Genomic DNA, 15,077 nt, shown 5'->3' with positions numbered 1-15,077 from the left:
TCCCTCGCCGACTTGCAATGCTCGGCGGAACCGTTATGCCGCATCCGACCGAATTTTTCGCAAAACAAATTTGAGGCGCTAGCGACCCATGAAGGTGTTGGTCCCGGTCAAACGGGTGATCGATTCAAACGTCAAGGCCAGGGTGAAGTCCGACCAGTCGGGCGTCGACCTCGCCAATGTGAAGATGTCCATCAATCCTTTCTGCGAGATCGCAGTCGAGGAGGCCGTCCGCCTGAAGGAAAAGGGCACGGCGAGCGAAGTGGTGGTCGTCTCCATCGGCCCGGCCCAGGCCCAGGAAACCCTGCGCCAGGCGCTGGCCATGGGCGCTGACCGCGCGGTGCTGATCCAGACCGACCAGGACCTGGAGCCGCTGGAAGTGGCCAAGGTGCTCAAGGCGGCGATCGCCGAAGAGAACCCGAACGTGGTGATCATGGGCAAGCAGGCCATCGACGGCGACAACAACGCCACCGGCCAGATGCTCGCGGCCATCCTCGACTGGCCGCAGGCGACCTTCGCCTCGGCGATCGAGCTGTCGGCCGACACCGCCAAGGTGACCCGTGAAGTCGACGGCGGTCTGCAGACCATCGAAGTCGGCCTGCCGGCGATCATCACCGCCGACCTGCGCCTGAACGAGCCGCGCTACGCTTCGCTGCCGAACATCATGAAGGCGAAGAAGAAGCCGCTGGACGTCAAGGAAGCCGCCTCGCTGGGCGTCGACCTGAAGCCGCACCTGAAGGTCCTGAAGGTCGCCGAGCCCGCCAAGCGCTCGGCCGGCATCAAGGTTGAAACCGCCGGCGACCTGGTCGCCAACCTGAAGACCGCGGGGGTGCTCTAATGGCCGTTCTCGTCATCGCCGATCACGACAACGCGTCGCTGAAGGACTCCACCAACAAGACCATCACCGCCGCGCTGGCCCTGTCGGGCGACGTGGACGTGCTGGTCGCCGGCAAGGACGCCAAGGCCGCTGCTGACGCCGCCGCCAAGGTCGCCGGCGTGCGCAAGGTGCTGCTGGCCGAAAGCGACGAGCTGGGCCAAGGCCTGGCCGAAGCCGTCGAAGCCACCGTCGTTCCGCTGATGGGCGGCTACGACGCGGTGCTGACCCCGGCCACCTCGCAAGGCAAGAACTTCAGCCCGCGCATCGCCGCCAAGCTGGACGTCGCGCAGATCTCGGAAATCGTCGAAGTGGTCAGCGCCGACACCTTCGTGCGCCCGATCTACGCCGGCAACGCCCTGGAAACCGTCCAGTCGTCGGACGGCAAGAAGGTCATCACCGTCCGCGCCACCGCCTTCAAGGCGGCCGGTGAAGGCGGCTCGGCCTCGGTCGAAACCGTTCCCGCCGGCGCCGTCTCGGCCAAGGTGAAGTTCGTCGACCAGCAGCTGGTGAAGTCGGCCCGTCCGGAACTCGCCGGCGCCAAGATCGTCGTCTCCGGCGGTCGCGCCATGGGTTCGGCCGACGAGTTCCAGAAGGTCATCGAGCCGCTCGCCGACAAGCTCGGCGCGGCGGTCGGCGCCTCGCGCGCGGCGGTCGACGCCGGCTACGCGCCGAACGACTACCAGGTCGGCCAGACCGGCAAGGTCGTCGCCCCGGAACTGTACATCGCCGTCGGCATCTCCGGCGCGATCCAGCACCTGGCCGGCATGAAGGACTCCAAGGTCATCGTCGCGATCAACAAGGACGGCGACGCGCCGATCTTCCAGGTCGCCGACTTCGGTCTGGTCGCGGACTACAAGACCGCGGTGCCGGAACTGATGGACGCCCTGACCGCGGCCGGCAAGTAAACCGGACGAGGTTCCAGGAACCGAACGATCAAGGGGCGGCCCCGCCAGGGACCGCCCCTTTTTCATGCCCGCCCGCCAGTGGCGCCTGCGGGCGCCGCGACAAGCCGAAATGTCACCGCACACACGCATGGCGCGACTGGCCGACGGCCGAGGCGGCCAGGGGCCAGCGCTGAATCCCTGATCCGCCAACGGGCTACGCTGCGTCGCAGCAAAAGCCTTGGCTAGAGCGCCGTTCCGCATGTTAGAAACCCGTCGCAAACGGACGCGCCGGGGAGCGCGTCCCAGTCATTCGAGGCTTATTTCGGCATGGTTCAGATTAAGTCGGTCGGCATCATCGGCGCGGGTCAGATGGGAGCGGGCATCGCCCATGTCTGCGCGCTGGCGGGATACGACGTCCTGCTGCACGATGTCAGCGAAGAGAAGATCCACGCCGGTCGCTCGCTGATCGAAAAGAACCTGAGCCGCCAGGTCGTGAAGGGCGCGATCGCCCAGGACGCGCTGGACGAGGCGATGGCCCGCATCAAGCCGGCGCCGGAACTGCAGACCATCGGCCAGACCGACCTGGCCATCGAGGCGGCCACCGAGAACGAAGAGGTCAAGAAGACCATCTTCAAGGCGCTGACCCCGCACCTCGGCCCCGACACCATCCTGGCGTCGAACACCTCGTCGATCTCGATCACCCGCCTGGGTGCGGCTTCGGACCGCCCGGAACGCTTCATCGGCCTGCACTTCATGAACCCGGTGCCGCTGATGAACCTCGTGGAGATCATCCGCGGCATCGCCACCGACGCGGCCACCTACGAAACCGCCGTCAATTTCGCCAAGTCGCTGGGCAAGACCACCGCCAACGCCGAGGACTTCCCGGCCTTCATCGTCAACCGGATCCTGGTGCCGATGATCAACGAGGCGATCTACACCCTCTACGAAGGGGTCGGCACCGTCGACGCCATCGACACCGCGCTGAAGCTGGGCGCCAATCATCCGATGGGCCCGCTGGAGCTGGGCGACTTCATCGGCCTCGACACCGTGCTGTCGATCATGAACGTGCTCTACGAAGGCCTGGCCGACAGCAAGTACCGCCCCTGCCCGCTGCTGGTGAAGTACGTCGAGGCCGGCTGGCTGGGCCGCAAGGCCGGACGCGGCTTCTACGACTATCGCGGCGAGAAGCCCGTCCCGACGCGGTAATCCACCGCCGAACGCTTCAGAATTGTGAAGCGTTCGTTAATCCGTTCGACTTGTCGACGCGACGCATCCGATAATCCAAGTGATTCGGATTCTGCGGGCTCATGCGACAGTTCACCTCGGTGGCTCTATCGGCCACCTACCTCTGTCTAGCGCTGATCGTCGCCCTGCTGTTGTGGCGGAACGGAGGCGGCTGGGCGGCCGGCGTCGCCGCCCTGGTCGGAGGCCTGGGTCTCTGCTTCGCCGTCCACGGCCTGATCAGCCAGTCCCTGAAGCTGCGCGCGCTGCGCAAGGAGCTCGACGCGGTGCGCGAGGCCCAGCGCGTGATGCTGTCGCAGATGGAGCAGGTCGACGCGCGGATGACCGAGGTCGCTGACGCGGTCAGCGACGACGCCGGCCGTTCCGAGGCGCTCGAAGGCGAGGTCCACATGCTGGAGGACCTGGTCCAGCGCATGGGCCAGCGCCTGGAGGAGCGGGTCAGCGCCGGCGCCCGGCAGGCTCCCCACGAGCCGACCCTGCGCCGCCATCAATCGGCCGCCCTGCTCGACACCGTGCGCGAGGCCCTGGCCGAGAACCGCGTCGACCTCTACCTGCAGCCGGTCGTCGGCCTGCCGCAGCGCCGCACCGTCTTCTACGAAAGCTATTCGCGCCTGCGCGACGCCAGCGGCCGGGTGATGATGCCGGCCGAATACCTGGCGGTCGCCGAGCCCGAAGGCCTGGTCACCTCGATCGACAACCTGCTGCTGTTCCGCTGCGTGCAGATCGTCCGGCGGCTGGCCAAGCAGGACCGCAAGGTCGGCATCTTCTGCAACATCTCGATCGCCAGCCTGGCGGACGAAAGCTTCTTCCCGCAGTTCCTGGACCTGCTGGCCGCCAACCGAGACCTGTCGGGCGCGCTGATCTTCGAACTGGGGCAGGCGGCGTTCGACGCCCGCGGCTCGGTCGAGGCCCGCAACATGGGCAAGCTGGCCGACCTCGGCTTCCGCTTCTCGCTCGACAAGGTCACCGACCTGGACCTCGACTTCCAGGACCTGGCCCGTTCGGACGTCAAGTTCCTCAAGATCGCCGCGCCGTTCCTGCTGGACGAGCTGGTCGAGACCGACGAGGGCCTGATCCTGCGCTCGCTGCCCGACCTGGCGGCGCAGGACTTCTCCTCGCTGACCCGCCGCTACGGCGTCGAGATCGTCGCTGAGAAGGTCGAGAGCGAGCGCCAGATCGTCGACATTCTCGAGCTCGACATCGCCTATGGCCAAGGCCACCTGTTCGGCGAGCCGCGCGCCATCCGCGATGCGGTGCTGGCCGAGGCCGACGCCCCCGTCGCCGAGCCCACGCGCTATGACGAACCGCCTCCCCGCACCCGCGGCGGCGTCGGGGTTCTGGCCCGCCGGCACGTGGCCGCCACCCGGATCTGACGCGCGCCGCATTGACCGGCGCGCGCCGGACCTTTACCGCCCCAGGCCATGACCGCGCCCCTCCCGATCACCGGCCTCTCGGCCGTCGCCGACCGCTACGACGTCCTGCTCTCCGATGTCTGGGGCGTGATCCACAACGGCCGCGAGAGCTTCGCCGCAGCCTGTGCGGCGCTGAGCCGCTGGCGCGCCGAGCGCGGCCCGGTGATCCTGATCTCCAACGCTCCGCGCCCGTCGAGCGCCGTGCACAGCCAGCTCGACCAGCTGGGCGTGCCGCGCGAGGCCTGGTCGGCGTTCATCTCGTCTGGCGACGCCACCCGCATCCTGCTGGGCGGCCGCGCGCCGGGCCCGGCCTGGGCCATCGGCCCGGAAAAGGACGCCTCGCTCTATGAGGGGCTCGACCTGGCCTTCGCCGGCCCCGAGGACGCGGCCTTCATCTCCTGCACCGGCCCCTATGACGACGATGTCGAGGGCCCGGACGACTACGAGGACCGATTCAAGGTCGCGCTGGCGCGCAGGCTGCCGATGATCTGCGCCAATCCCGACATCGTCGTGCAGAAGGGCGACCGGCTGATCTATTGCGGCGGCGCCCTGGCCCAGCGCTACGAAGAGATGGGCGGCGAGGTGATCATGGCCGGCAAGCCGCACGCGCCGATCTACGACCTCTGCCTGACCGAGGCGCAGATGCTGCTGGGCCGGCCGCTGGACCGCGCGCGGGTGCTGTGCATTGGCGATGCGGTGGCCACCGACGCCAAGGGCGCCAACGACCAGGGCCTGGACGTGCTGTTCGTCGCCAGCGGCATCCACGGGGCCGAGACCATCGGCCCGGACGGCGTCGACGCCGCCGCGGTCGAGACGCTGCTGGCCAAGGACGCCGCACGGGCGACCTACGCCATCGCCGATCTGGCGTGGTGAGCAAAAGCCGCTAACTAGAGATCGGACAGGGAGCGCGCGCGTGCAGGGGCTTTACTTCGAGGACTTGAGCGTCGGCCAGAGCGCCGAGACGACCAAGATCGTCGGCGCCGCCGACGTCGAGGCGTTCGCCGCGGTGTCGGGCGACACCAATCCGGTGCACCTCGACGAGGACTATGCGCGCGCCACCCCGTTCCAGGGCCGCATCGCCCACGGCATGCTGTCGGCCGCCTACATCTCGGCGGTGCTGGGCACCAAGCTGCCGGGCCCCGGCGCCATCTACCTGACGCAATCGCTGCGCTTCCGCCGGCCGGTGAAGATCGGCGATCCGGTCGTCACCCGCGTGACCGTGCAGGCCCTGGACGAGCGCCGGGCCCACGCCACCCTGACCACCGTCTGCCAGGTCGACGGCAAGACCGTGGTCGACGGCGAGGCCGTGGTCATGGTTCCGCGCCGGCCCAAGGACGTCTGAGGCATGCGGATCGTTCATGGCTGGAAGGGGCTGGACGAGGCCGACAAGGGCGCGGCCGTGGCCTATGGCAACTTCGACGGCGTGCACCGCGGCCACCAGAAGGTCATCGCCCAGGCCGCCAAGGCCGCCCAGGCCCTCAAAGCCCCGCTGGGGGTGATCAGCTTCGATCCCCACCCGCGGCAGATCTTCCAGCCGAACGCCCCGGCGTTCCGGATCATGGACACCGACCAGCAGGCCCGCGCCCTGGCCGCCCTCGGCGTCGACGTCTTCTACGTCCTGCCCTTCGACCAGGAGATGGCCAACCTCACCGACCGCGAGTTCGCGACCCAGGTGCTGCACGAGGGCCTGGGCGTGCGCCACGTCGCCGTCGGCTTCGACGTCTCGTTCGGCAAGGGCCGCACCGGCAGCCCCGAACTGATGGCCGTCTATGGCCGCGAGCTGGGCTTCTCGGTCTCGGTGGCCGAGGCCCTGGGCGACGGCGCGGAGAAGTTCTCGTCGACCGGCGTGCGCGCGGCGCTGCGCGAGGGCCGGCCGCAGGACGCGGCCGCCATCCTGGGCCGGCCGTTCGCCATCGAGGGCGTGGTCGAGCACGGCCGCAAACTGGGCCGCACGATCGGCTTCCCGACCGCCAACGTCGCCCTGACCGACTACGTGATCCCCAAGCTCGGGGTCTACGCCACCCGCACCCGCCTGCCCGACGGGCGCGAAATCGCCGGCGTGGCCAATATCGGCGTCAATCCGACCGTGCCGGGCGAGATCGCCCCGCGGCTGGAGGTCTGGCTGTTCGACTTTGACGAGGACCTCTACGACCAGGTCATCGAGACCGACCTGGTCGCCTACCTGCGTCCGGAGGAGAAGTTCGACAGCCTGGAGGCCATGGTCGAGCAGATCAACATCGACGCCGCCCAGGCCCGGGCGCTGCTGCTGCCCGAGTTCTAGGCCCCGACCCTAGGTGTCATCCCGGTTTGGAGGGTCGCGGCGCTAGATCCTGAACTTCGGCGCGAATGGGTCCCGGCATTCGGCTCCGCCGAAACCGGGATGACACTTTTGGACGCACCTAGTCCTCGATCGACAGCACCTCGATCTCGCGCAGGCGCGCGTCGGGGGCTTCCCAGCGGAACACGTCGCCGACCGACAGGCCGATCAGCGCCGCGCCGACCGGGGCCAGCACCGAGATGCGGTTCTCGTCAACGTCCGCCTCGCCCGGCAGGCCGACCCGCACCGTGCGGTCGCGCTTCAGGATCAGGTCGCGATAGGTGACCTTCGAGCCCAGCCGCACGAATTTCGAGCGGCGGTCGGTGTTGGGCACGATCGAGAAGCGCTCAAGCTCCTCGAGCAGGATGCTGGCGCCCGGCATCGGCGAGCGCGACGCCGAGCCGATGGCGGAGAGCTTCTCAAAATCGGCTTCGGTCACCCGCACCTTCGGGCGGGCCTTCATCTTGGCGGCCATGGGATGGCTCCTCTGTTTGGTTCGTCAGGCCGCGCTGGGCGGCGGGTCGTCGTCGCGGTCGGCGCGCGCCGGCGCCGCGGGCCGCCTGGGAAAGGCGATCACCTTCGGCTCGGCGGGCTGAATATCGGGCGCATGGGAAAGATCACCCGCAGTATCTGCGGGCGGCGGCGGAGGTTTTTGCATGTCACGATGCTCCCCGCGGCGTCAGGCCGCGGCTCGAAGACCAGTGATCAGGATTTTGGATGAAAGCATCCCCGAACTCGCGGCGAGCAGCCGCTATGAGCTCGGGGCTAGTCTCCTTCGACTAGGCGTCCCGCATGGTGCGCTCGGCGCGGCATGTTCATGCAATTACACATCCTGATTTGATCCTGACCGTCCTGCGGGACGATGTCAAATTCGCCGGCGCTGGTCGTACCGCCCGGCAAAGGGGCTCGCGCGCGCGGGCGCCCTCTGCTACAGCCCCGGGGCATGACTTCGGTTCGGAAATCCCTGCGAATTATTCGCCCGGCGTGACGCCGCCGGACGATCGCTCCAGCGCGCGCCGGGTTCCACCCGCCTAGTCCTCAAGCTCCGAGCCAAAGCTGGAAAATCCCATGGCCGACGACGCCGAACTGCCTTCGCGCGACTATCGCGAAACCGTCTTCCTCCCGGAAACACCGTTCCCGATGCGTGCGGGCCTGCCGCAGAAGGAGCCGGAGATCCTGGCCCGCTGGGCGAAGGCCGACCTTTACAACTCGATCCGCGCCGAGCGGCAGCGCGCTGGCGCGCCGCTGTTCGTGCTGCACGACGGCCCGCCCTACGCCAACGGCGCGATCCACATCGGCCATGCCCTGCAGAAGACGCTGAAGGACTTCGTGGTCCGTTCGCGCTTCCTGCTCGGCTACGACGTCGACTACGTGCCGGGCTGGGACTGCCACGGCCTGCCGATCGAGTGGCAGATCGAGAAGGAGCTGAAGGAGAAGGGGCGCCGCAAGGACGAGGTCTCCAAGGCCGAGTTCCGCGCCCGCTGCCGCGAGTACGCCGCCCACTGGATCGACGTGCAGCGCGACGGTTTCAAGCGCCTGGGCGTGATCGGAGATTGGGAAAACCGCTACGCGACCATGGACTATTCGAGCGAGGCCGCGATCGTGGCCGAGTTCCATAAGTTCGTGGCCAGCGGCCAGCTCTATCGCGGCTCCAAGCCGGTCATGTGGAGCCCGGTCGAGCGCACCGCCCTGGCCGACGCCGAGGTCGAGTACCACGACCACGTCTCGCCGACGATCTGGGTGAAGTTCCCGGTGGTCGAGGGCAGCGACGCGGCCCGCGGGGCCAGCGTGGTGATCTGGACCACCACGCCGTGGACGATCCCCGCCAACCGGGCGATCAGCTATTCGGACTCGATCGACTACGCCGTCTACGTGGTCGAGGCGATGGAACAAGGGCTGGAGTTCGAGCCCTGGGCCAAGCCGGGCGACAAGCTGATTGTCGCCGAGAAGCTCGCCGAGGACGTCTTCAAGGCCGCCAAGATCGCCAGCTGGCGCAAGCTGGAAGCGATCGATTGCCAGGGCATGGTCTGCGAGCACCCGCTGCACGCGCTGGACGCCCACTACGGCTTCCAGGTGCCGCTGCTGGACGGCGACCATGTCACCGACGACGCCGGCACCGGCTTCGTGCACACCGCGCCGGGCCACGGCGCGGACGACTACCTGGTGTGGCTGGCCCACGGTCATCGCGACATCCCCGACACCGTCGATCCGGACGGCGCCTACTATCCGCACGTGCCGCTGTTCGCCGGCCTCAAGGTGCTGGAGACCGAGGGCAAGAAGGCCGGCAAGTTCGGCCCGGCCAACGGCGCGGTCATGGAAAAGCTGATCGAGGCCGGCGCTCTGCTGGCCCGTGGGCGGATGGAGCACTCCTATCCGCACTCGTGGCGGTCCAAGGCGCCGGTGATCTTCCGCAACACTCCGCAGTGGTTCATCCGCATGGACGAACCGGTGGACACCCCGCAGCTCGGCGGCCGCACCCTTCGCGAGACCGCGCTGGAGGCGATCGAGGCGACGGCCTTCTATCCGGCCGGCGGCAAGAACCGCATCCGCGCGATGGTCGAGACCCGGCCCGACTGGCTGATCAGCCGCCAGCGCGCATGGGGCGCGCCGCTGGCCATGTTCGTCGACAAGGAGACGAACCAGCCGCTGCACGACCCCGAGGTCGACGCCCGCATCATCGCGGCCATCGAGGTCGAGGGCGCCGACGCCTGGTTCAACCGCCCGGTGACCGACTTCCTCGGCAGCCACGATCCGGACCGCTACGAGAAGATCGACGACATCCTCGACGTCTGGTTCGACTCTGGCTCGACCCACGCCTTCACTCTGGAGAACCGCGAGCACACCAAGTGGCCGGCGGACCTCTATCTCGAAGGCTCCGACCAGCACCGCGGCTGGTTCCAGTCCTCGCTGCTGGAAAGCTCGGGCACCCGCGGCCGCGCGCCGTACGACGCCATCCTCACCCACGGCTTCACCATGGATGAGAACGGCGAGAAGATGTCGAAGTCCAAGGGCAACGTCGTCGACCCGCAGGCGGTGATCCGCGAGTCCGGGGCCGAGATCATCCGCCTGTGGGCGGCGATGATCGACTATTCGGACGACAGCCGCATCGGCAAGACGGTGCTGCAGACGACCTCCGACGCCTATCGCAAGCTGCGCAACACCGTCCGCTACATGCTGGGCGCCCTGGCCGACTACTCGCCCGACGAGGCGGTGGACCTGGAGCAGATGCCGCCGCTGGAGCGGTTCATCCTGCACCGGCTGTGGGAATTGGACGCCCAGGTCCGCGCCGGCTACGAGGGCTATGACTTCCAGGACGTGATCCGGCCGATCATCGAGTTCTGCCAGAACGAGCTCTCGTCGCTGTTCTTCGACATCCGCCGCGACAGCCTCTATTGCGACCGACCCGACGCCCTGCGCCGGCGCGCCGCGCGCACGGTGATGGACGCGGTGTTCGAGCGGCTCACCGCCTGGCTGGCGCCGCTGATGCCCTTCACCATGGAAGAGGCCTGGACCACCCGCTATCCGGACGCCCACTCCAACTGCCTGCGGCAGATCCCGGAGACTCCGGCCGACTGGCGCAACGACGCCGAGGCCGAGCGCTGGGCCAAGGTGCAGCAGGTGACCAGCGTGGTCACCGGCGCGCTTGAGGTCGAGCGCCGCGAGAAACGCCTGGGCGCGGCCCTGGAGGCCGCCCCGGTGGTCCACGTCGCCGACGCGGCCCTGCTGGCCGCCTTCGAAGGACTGGACGCCGCCGAGGTGTTCCGCACCAGCCAGGCGACCCTGGCCGAGGACGACGGTCCGGCCGGGGCTTTCCGGCTGGTCGAGGTTCCCGGAGTCGCCGTCGAGCCGCTGAAAGCGCAAGGCGCCAAGTGCGCGCGCTCGTGGCGCATCCTGCCGGAGGTCGGCTCCGATCCGCGCTATCCGGACCTGTCCCTGCGTGACGCCGACGCGGTCGCCGCCTGGGACGCTGCGCGGGCTTGAGCCCGGCCGCAGGATAAACCACAGTTCCGGTCGCTCCGGCGGGGCGACCGGAAAATGGGAGCACTCTTGAAGTCCATCTCCAAACTCGGCTGGGCGGCCTATGGCCTGGCCGCCTTCGTGATCCTGGCCGACCAGCTGTCGAAGTACTGGATCCTCTATGTCTACGACCTGCCCGCGCGGTTCTCGACGCCGATCGCCGGGCCGTTCTCGCTGACCATGGTCTGGAACCGCGGCGTCAGCTTCGGCCTGTTCCGCGCCGACGCCGACCTGGTGCGCTGGATCCTGACCCTGTTCTCGATCTGCGTGGCCGTCGCCCTGGCCATCTGGGTCCGCAAGGCCCACCGTCCCTTGCTGGGCGTGGGCCTGGGCCTGGTGATCGGCGGCGCGATCGGCAACGCCATCGACCGCATCCGCTTCGGGGCGGTGGTCGATTTCCTGGATTTCCAGCGCCTGGGGTTCTTCCCCTGGGTGTTCAACGTCGCCGACAGCGCCATCACCATCGGCGTCGTCTTCTTGTTGCTCGATTCCCTGCGTAAGGAATCGGCTGCTTAATCGCGTTGGCGGGTATGCCCGTATGCGCTATTTACCCACCCTTCACCGCCGGGGGGCGGCTTTCGGAGACTCAAAGTTGATGCGTCTGAACCGTGTGCTCGTCGCGTCCGCCCTCGTCGCGGCGACCGGCCTTGGCCTCGCGGGCTGCAATTCCACCCGCAACGCCCTGGGCATGACCAAGGTCACCCCTGACGAGTTCCGCGTGGTGTCGAAGGCCCCGCTGGTGGTGCCGCCGGAATACGCCCTGCGCCCGCCGGCGCCCGGTGAACCGCGGCCGCAGGAGCTGCAGCCGGAAAGCGCCGCGCGCAACGCCCTGCTCGGCTCGCGCGAGGCCCAGGCCCGCTCGGACGGCGAGAAGCTGCTGGTCGCCAAGGCCGGCGCCGACAAGGCCGACCCGCTGATCCGCTACGTCGTCGACGACGAGACCGGCGCCCTGGCCCACAAGGACAAGTCGTTCGCCGACAAGGTGATGTTCTGGAAGCCGGGCGACACCGCCGGCAGCAGCGCCGCGGTCGTGGCCGCGGCCGGCGACAACGTCCCGGCCCCGGTCGATCCGGCCGCCGAGGAAGCCAAGATCAAGAGCTTGACCGGCGACAAGCCCGTCGTCATCTCCCGCGAGAAGCAGACCCGCATCAAGCTGCCGGGCCTGTAAGACGAGCAGATGCTCCCGCCTCAGGGGGAGCTGTCAGCCGAACGGCTGACTGAGGGGGACCCTGACGCTCACCGAGAGCAGTCCCCCTCCGTCTCGACGCTCCGCGCCGATCCACCTCCCCCCACGGGGGGAGGATCTGGACTTAGTCATCCGCTTCCACATCCCCCGGCGTCTTCACCTCGTAGCCCTTGGCGCGCAGCTGATCGAGCACGCCGCCTTGCGCCAGCAGGGTGCGCAGCGGGGCGACGGCGATGGCGTGGCCGGGGCTCTTGAGGGCCGCCTCGATGTCCTTGGCCAGATCCCTCTTCACCCGCGCGTCGAAGGTCAGCGCCCCAGGGGTGACAGCGATGCAGCGCTCGTAGCTGCGCTCGGCCCCCAGCGCGCCGGCGACGTCGCCGTCGGCCCAGGCGCGCGAGGCGGCCAGGGTGCGCCCCGGCCCGGCCTCGATCTCGCCCATCACCTCGTCCAGGCACGCCTCGCCGGCCGCCTGCGAGGTGCGGGTGACCGCCCCCAGCAGCGGACCAAGATCATAGGAGCGCTGCACCACCTTCACGCCGCCCTGCTGGGCGAGCAGCTTGATCAGCTTGGTCGGGTCGGCGGTGGTGAGGTTCTCCTTCTCCCGATAATCGTCGGTCAGCATCAGGGCCGCGGCCAGCGGGTGCTTGGTCTTGTAATGGTCGGCGGGCTGGCCGAGCTTGCCGCGGACCGCTGCGAACCGCGCCCGCTCAGCCGGATCGAGGCTGTCCTCGAACGGCTTGCTCGACTTCAGGCGCAGGTAGCTGATCGCCGCCCCCGGAGCGCCGGCCAGCTTCACCTTCAGCCCGGTGAACGGCAGGATGACCGCATTGGCGCCTTGCAGATGGCGATCGAACTGCAGGCGGTCCCATTGCTGGCGCTTGGGCGCCACGGTCGGAGCGCCGAGCACGTAGACGGTGGAGGTCCCGTTGGAGACCCGCCACCAGGCCGGCCCCGGCAGGCGCGCGGTGACCACCAGCTCCTCGACCAGGGTCTCGTTCGGGTCGACGACCCCGGCCGGCAGGGCCGCCGCCGGGACCAGCGGCGCCTGGGCCGAGACGGGAGACGCGAGAATGACGGCGGCCAGCGCCACGCCAAGGGTCGGTTTCACGGACCACCTTCCAGACTTGCCCCCCGGAATCACCATATAGTGACCAGCTAACCGAAGCGTGACCATGCCCATCCGCCGCCTTCCGCCCGAAACCGTGAACCGCATCGCCGCCGGCGAGGTGGTCGAGCGCCCTGCGAGCGCCATCAAGGAACTGGTGGAGAACGCACTGGACGCCGGTTCGCGTTCCATCGAGGTGCAGGCTGACGGCGGCGGGCTGACCCGCATCCTGGTCGCCGACGACGGCTGCGGCCTGTCGGCCGACGAGCTGGCTCTGGCTATCGAGCGGCATGCGACCTCCAAGCTCGCCCCCGACGACGCCGGCGACTACGACCTGCTGCACATCCACACCCTGGGCTTCCGCGGCGAGGCGCTGCCCTCGATCGGCTCGGTGGCGCGGCTGTCGATTTCCTCGCGCGCCAAGGGCGCCGCCGACGCCCACGCCATCCTGGTCGAGGGCGGGACCGTCGGGCCGGTGACGCCCTCCGGTTTCCCAGGCCCGCACGGGGCGCGGGTCGAGGTGCGGGACCTGTTCTACGCCACGCCGGCGCGGCTGAAGTTCATGAAGTCCGAGCGCTCCGAAGCGCTGGCCATCGCCGACGAGATCAAGCGCCAGGCCATGGCTCACGAGGCGGTGTCCTTCGCCCTCGACCTCGACGGGCGCCGCACCCTGCGGCTGCCGGCCGAGAGCAAGGCGCCGGAAGGCCGGCTGGCGCGGCTGTCCTCGATCATGGGGCGCGAGTTCTCGGACAACGCCCTGGAGATCGACCACGAGCGCGAGGGCGTGCGGCTGACCGGGTTCGCCGGCCTGCCGACCTTCAACCGCGGCAACAGCGCCCACCAGTACCTGTTCGTGAACGGCCGGCCCGTTCGCGATCGCCTACTCCAGGGCGCCCTGCGCGGCGCCTATGCCGACTTCCTGGCCCGCGACCGCCATCCGCTGGTGGCGCTCTATCTCGATCTCGATCCGTCGCTGGTCGACGTCAACGTCCACCCGGCCAAGGCCGAGGTGCGCTTCCGCGATCCGGCGCTGGTGCGCGGCCTGATCGTCGGCGGCCTGCGCCACGCGCTCGCCGGGGCCGGCCACCGCGCGGCCACGACGGTCGCCAGCGACACGCTCTCCAACCTGCGCCCCGGCTGGTCGCCGCAGCCGAGCTACCCGCCGCCGCAGCCCTCGGCCCAGGGCTTCTCGGCCTGGCAGGCCGGCGGCTGGGCGCCGGCCATCGCCGCAGCGACGCAGAGCCTGCCCGGCCTGACCGCGGTCTCGGCCCGCGCTGAGCCGGCGCCTGAGTGGGCGCCGCTGCCGCAGGACTACACGCCCGGCCTGCAGGAGGCACCGCCCGCGAGCGTGGCGTTCGATCCGGTCGACTTCCCGCTGGGCGCGGCCCGCGCCCAGGTGCACGAGACCTACATCGTCGCCCAGACTCGCGACGGGGTGGTGATCGTCGACCAGCACGCCGCGCACGAGCGCCTCGTCTACGAACAGATGAAGGTTCAGATGGAAGGCGGCGGCGTCGCCCGCCAGGTGCTGCTGCTGCCTGAGGTGGTCGAGCTCGACCCGGCCGAGGCCGAGCGGGTGGTCGCGCGCAGCCCCGAGCTGGAGGACATGGGCCTGGTGGTCGAGTCGTTCGGTCCCGGCGCGGTGCTGGTGCGCGAGACCCCGGCCCTGCTGGGCGAGACCGACGTCGCCGGTCTGATCCGCGACATCGCCGACGACCTGTCGGAGAACGGCCAGGCCCTGGCGCTCAAGGAACGACTGGCCGAGGTCTGCGGAACCATGGCCTGCCACGGCTCGGTTCGGGCGGGCCGACGGCTGACCGCGCCGGAGATGAACGCCCTGCTGCGCCAGATGGAGGCCACACCCCATTCGGGCCAGTGCAACCACGGCCGCCCGACCTATGTGGAACTGAAGCTCGCCGACATCGAGCGGCTGTTCGGGCGGCGCTGAGCAGAGAGTGTCATCCCGGTTTGCGAAGCAAGACCGGGACCTATGAACACCGGATGGATCGGGATGCGGTTCGGCCGCGCCCCACTCACCAA

At 69.1% G+C, this 15,077-nt stretch carries 13 protein-coding genes; 11 read left to right on the top strand and 2 right to left on the bottom strand.

Features of this window, described 5'->3' with window-relative positions; all coding sequences use genetic code 11:
* The first annotated feature begins 88 nt into the window (after nucleotides 1-88).
* From O4N75_RS03355 to O4N75_RS03325, 7 genes are all read left to right on the top strand, one after another.
* Nucleotides 89-835: an electron transfer flavoprotein subunit beta/FixA family protein gene (locus O4N75_RS03355; RefSeq protein ID WP_267233061.1), complete on the top strand. Its 747-nt coding sequence runs from the start codon at nucleotides 89-91 to the stop codon at nucleotides 833-835.
* Entirely contained in the window at nucleotides 835-1,779 is a 945-nt protein-coding gene (locus O4N75_RS03350) for an electron transfer flavoprotein subunit alpha/FixB family protein (protein ID WP_267233060.1), read from the top strand. Before O4N75_RS03355 ends, O4N75_RS03350 begins: the two co-directional genes overlap by 1 nt.
* A gap of 306 nt (nucleotides 1,780-2,085) precedes the next feature.
* The gene (locus O4N75_RS03345) at nucleotides 2,086-2,964 is read left to right on the top strand and encodes a 3-hydroxybutyryl-CoA dehydrogenase (protein WP_269627966.1); all 879 of its coding nucleotides are present in this window, start codon (nucleotides 2,086-2,088) and stop codon (nucleotides 2,962-2,964) included.
* Nucleotides 2,965-3,065: 101 nt separating this feature from the next.
* Nucleotides 3,066-4,373, top strand: a complete 1,308-nt coding sequence (locus tag O4N75_RS03340) for an EAL domain-containing protein (RefSeq protein WP_269627965.1) — start codon at nucleotides 3,066-3,068, stop codon at nucleotides 4,371-4,373.
* A 48-nt stretch (nucleotides 4,374-4,421) separates the two neighbouring features.
* A complete protein-coding gene (locus tag O4N75_RS03335; protein ID WP_269627964.1) occupies nucleotides 4,422-5,285 on the top strand; it encodes a TIGR01459 family HAD-type hydrolase in 864 nt (287 codons plus the stop codon).
* A gap of 40 nt (nucleotides 5,286-5,325) precedes the next feature.
* Nucleotides 5,326-5,754, top strand: coding sequence for a MaoC family dehydratase (locus tag O4N75_RS03330; RefSeq protein ID WP_269627963.1), 429 nt, complete (start codon nucleotides 5,326-5,328; stop codon nucleotides 5,752-5,754).
* 3 nt (nucleotides 5,755-5,757) lie between these two features.
* On the top strand, nucleotides 5,758-6,693 hold the full coding sequence (locus O4N75_RS03325) for a bifunctional riboflavin kinase/FAD synthetase (protein ID WP_269627961.1): 936 nt from the start codon (nucleotides 5,758-5,760) through the stop codon (nucleotides 6,691-6,693).
* Between the two features lie 118 nt (nucleotides 6,694-6,811).
* On the opposite strand, the gene O4N75_RS03320 is transcribed toward O4N75_RS03325, so the two are convergent.
* Nucleotides 6,812-7,204 (bottom strand): GreA/GreB family elongation factor, encoded by a 393-nt coding sequence (locus O4N75_RS03320; protein ID WP_267233052.1) that lies wholly within the window; start codon nucleotides 7,202-7,204, stop codon nucleotides 6,812-6,814.
* Nucleotides 7,205-7,797: 593 nt separating this feature from the next.
* On the opposite strand from O4N75_RS03320, the gene ileS reads away from it, so the two are divergent.
* From ileS to O4N75_RS03305, 3 genes are all read left to right on the top strand, one after another.
* Nucleotides 7,798-10,710 (top strand): isoleucine--tRNA ligase, encoded by a 2,913-nt coding sequence (gene ileS, locus O4N75_RS03315; RefSeq protein ID WP_269627960.1) that lies wholly within the window; start codon nucleotides 7,798-7,800, stop codon nucleotides 10,708-10,710.
* Nucleotides 10,711-10,764: 54 nt separating this feature from the next.
* Complete coding sequence (lspA, locus tag O4N75_RS03310; RefSeq protein WP_269627959.1) at nucleotides 10,765-11,262, top strand: signal peptidase II; 498 nt, start codon at nucleotides 10,765-10,767, stop codon at nucleotides 11,260-11,262.
* Between the two features lie 79 nt (nucleotides 11,263-11,341).
* On the top strand, nucleotides 11,342-11,914 hold the full coding sequence (locus O4N75_RS03305; protein ID WP_269627958.1) for a DUF3035 domain-containing protein: 573 nt from the start codon (nucleotides 11,342-11,344) through the stop codon (nucleotides 11,912-11,914).
* Nucleotides 11,915-12,056: 142 nt separating this feature from the next.
* Here the strand turns inward: O4N75_RS03305 and O4N75_RS03300 are convergent, their stop codons facing one another.
* Nucleotides 12,057-13,040 (bottom strand): TraB/GumN family protein, encoded by a 984-nt coding sequence (locus O4N75_RS03300; protein ID WP_269627957.1) that lies wholly within the window; start codon nucleotides 13,038-13,040, stop codon nucleotides 12,057-12,059.
* 64 nt (nucleotides 13,041-13,104) lie between these two features.
* Between O4N75_RS03300 and mutL the strand changes: the two genes are divergently transcribed.
* A complete protein-coding gene (gene mutL / locus O4N75_RS03295) occupies nucleotides 13,105-14,985 on the top strand; it encodes a DNA mismatch repair endonuclease MutL (protein ID WP_269627956.1) in 1,881 nt (626 codons plus the stop codon).
* Nucleotides 14,986-15,077: the final 92 nt, after the last annotated feature.

Origin of the sequence: Phenylobacterium sp. NIBR 498073 (assembly GCF_027286305.1) — a bacterium.
GTDB lineage: Bacteria > Pseudomonadota > Alphaproteobacteria > Caulobacterales > Caulobacteraceae > Phenylobacterium.
Note: the sequence above shows the minus strand (reverse complement) of the source record. Positions and strands in the feature narration are given on the sequence as shown.